Source organism: Endozoicomonas sp. ALC013 (assembly GCF_049310205.1).
Taxonomy (GTDB): Bacteria; Pseudomonadota; Gammaproteobacteria; order Pseudomonadales; family Endozoicomonadaceae; genus Endozoicomonas.
The window spans coordinates 1-3,050 of the sequence record NZ_JBLYNS010000293.1 but is presented as its reverse complement, the minus strand read 5'-3'; the positions used below and the strand labels follow the sequence as shown (position 1 = coordinate 3,050).

2 protein-coding genes are annotated in these 3,050 nt (G+C 50.8%); both read right to left on the bottom strand.

Features of this window, described 5'->3' with window-relative positions:
- The coding region (locus ACO6V1_RS23240) for a hypothetical protein (protein WP_422468880.1) at positions 1 to 381 on the bottom strand (381 nt) is incomplete at its 3' end.
- A gap of 85 nt (positions 382 to 466) precedes the next feature.
- Positions 467 to 3,050: DUF1601 domain-containing protein (locus ACO6V1_RS23235; protein WP_422468878.1), on the bottom strand; the 2,584-nt coding region annotated here is incomplete at its 5' end.

The window sequence follows — 3,050 nt, the reverse complement described above, 5'->3', positions numbered from 1 at the left end:
TGTTCGGTTTAACGGTCTTTTAGCAGCTGACGTGTATTTTTTAATTGAGCTGGCATATTGACTGTGATTTCTCCCATCATAGCGATGACCGAAACGATCCCATTTACTCACCAGACCATCCATTATTTCTGGTTTGATGAGGGCATTAAAATCTTGAGCAGAGTTTACTGAACGGTGCCTTAAATATTGAGAAGGGCGTGTGCCAGAAGAATGGTGAAATTCATTACATCCCGGGATAGAGCGGGGGTGACTATCACGCTTTCTGACTGTGGCATGTCTGTATTGCCCACGCCTTGAAGAAGCGACATGGCCATTCGGTTGGTTGTAACCGTTATCAGATCTTGTGTATTGATCACTGATACCAGCAGAACTTCTATCCATAATTATATTTCATTAATTCATGAAAATATGAAAAGCAGACTGCTGTTCTGTTCAGAAGTTCATTTTGCGGAAAAGTTTACTTGAGTCATGATGGGAAGAAGGCGATTACTGGCTGTTTGTTTTCTTCCTCTTTGCTGGATTGGTTTGCTCTTCCTAAATGTTCTTCGGCAGTCACGTATGCAGCATCTGCCCATGCGGTGTTAAGTGATACACAGCCATGACCCTGTGGCGGGATTTCCACTCTGGTCTTTATTTGATTAATGTAAAGTTTCATTGAATCCTGGCTCCTGAGCTGGTTAACCGGGATTTCAATGACCTCAAATCCTGATTTTTGCAACAGTGCAATTTTAAGCAGAGTCGAACCATTCCTGATTTTAAAATCATTACTTACGTAATGAGACGGTCCCTGAATTTCAATAACCATGTTGTGATCTGGCAGCAGCAGGTCAACGGGAGGCAATGAGTTCAGACACTTTTCTTCTTCAATCTTCAAAGAGGGCATGCATGATTGGAGTTGATCGCGGAAGTCGGATTGAAGTTTTGAAATGGTTGTCTGGTAATGGGGGATGATCGGACTTGCTCTCCCAAGCCAACTGGCGGCCATGGCAATGATGCGTTGATCCTTTGCATTGTCCGGGGATGTATTTTCCAGGCGAGTAAACAGGTCAACCATGTGCTTTTCAAGCATGTTATTTTTATTGGCATTGGAGTCTGGAGACAACCTGGCACAGCATACCATTATGCCCCAGAGAGACATAAATATATCTTGCTGAGAGAGCTGAAGGTTGTCACTTAATCTGCAGACAAGCGATTCAAACGTAGAGGTAACCACTTGTAGCTCAACGAGTTCACCCAGTTTCGCCATGGCCCACAGCAGGTTGGCGATTTCCTGTGGTCTAAAGTGGGCTTTTTGTGCGTTCACGTAGGGCAACAGCGCGGCCACAGCTTCTTTAAGCTCTGGTACCCACTCTCCGTTGTCCACCAGTTTTGCCATGGCCCAAAGCAGGTTGGCGACATTCTGGGTATTAAATTGGTTTTTCTGTGCGTTCACGTAGTGCAAAAGCGCGGCCACTGCCTCTTTGAGCTCTGGTGTCCACTCCTGCCCGTTGTCCACCAGTTTTGCTATGGCCCACAGCAGGTTGGCAATATGCTGAGGAATAAATTGGTCTTTCATTGCGTTCACGTGGGGTAACAGTTCGGCCACGGTCTCTATGAGCCCTTGTGTTCGCTCCAGTCCGCTGTCCACCAGTTTCGCCATGGCCCACAGCAGGTTGACGATACCCAGGGCAGTAAACTGCTCTTTCTGTGCGTTCACATGGGGCAACAGCGCGGCTACAGTCTTTTTAAGCGCCAGCGTCCGCTCCTGCCCTTTGTCTACCAGTTTCGCCATGGCCCACAGCAGGTTGGCAATGCTCCGGGCATTCAGTTGGTTTTTCTGTGCTTGCACGAGGGGCAGCAGTGCGGCCACGGTCTCTTTGAGCCCCGGTGTCCGCTCCAGTTCGTTGTCCACCAGTTTCGCCATGGCCCAAAACAGGTTGGCAATGCCCTGGGCATTAAGTTGGTTTTTCTGTGCGTTCACGTGGGACAACAGCGCGGCCAAGGCCCTTTTGAGCTCTGGTGTCGGCTCCAGCCCGTTGTCCACCAGTTTCGCCATGGCCCACAGCAGGTTGGTGATGTGCTGAGGAATAAATTGGTCTTTCTGTGTGTTCACATGGGGCAACAGGGCAGCCACGGCCTCGTTGAGCTCTGGTGTCGGCTCCTGCCCGTTGTCCACCAGTTTCGCCATGGCCCACAGCAGGTTGGCGATATGCTGAGGAATAAACTGGTCTTTCTGTGCGTTCACTTGGGGCAACAGCACGGCCACGGCCTCGCTGAACTCTGGTGTCGGCCCCTGCCCGTTGTCCATCAGTTTCGCCATAGCCCATAGCAGGCTGGCGATTTCCTGTGGTTTAAAGCAAGCTTTTTGTGTGTTTACGTGTGGCAATAGTGCAGCCACAGACTCTTTGAGTTCTGGTGTCCGCTCCTGCCCGTTGTCCACCAGTTTTGCCACGGCCCATAGCAGGTTGGCGATAGCCTGAGGAATAAATTGGTCTTTCTGTGCATTCACGTGAGGCAACAGGGCGGCCACGGCCTCATTGAGCCCTGGTGTCCGCTCCTGGCCGTTGTCCACCAGTTTCGCTATGGCCCACAGCAGGTTGGCGATACCCTGTGGTTTAAAGTCAGCTTTTTGTACGTACACGTGGGGCAGCAGCAAGGCTACGGCCTCGTTGAGCTCTGGTGCCCACTTCTGCCCGTTGTCCGACAGTTTCGCGATGGCCCACAGCATGTTGGCAATATTCTGGGTATTGAATTGGTCTTTCTGTGCGTTCACACGGGGCAACAGCGAAGCCACAGCCTCGTTGATCTCTGGCGTCCGCTCCTGCCCGATGTCCACCAGTTTCGCCATGGCCCACAGCAGGATGGCGATTCCCTGAGGAATAAATTGTTTTTTCTGTGCGTTCACATGGGGCAACAACACGGCCACGGCCTTTTTGAGCTCTGCTGTTCGCTCCTGCCCGTTGTCCACCAGTTTCGCCAGGGCCCACAACAGGTTGGCGATTCCCTGGGCATCAATATCCCTGGCTTCAGGTTTTTGGTTGCACTTAAATATTATTGCATCAAGCAGTGTC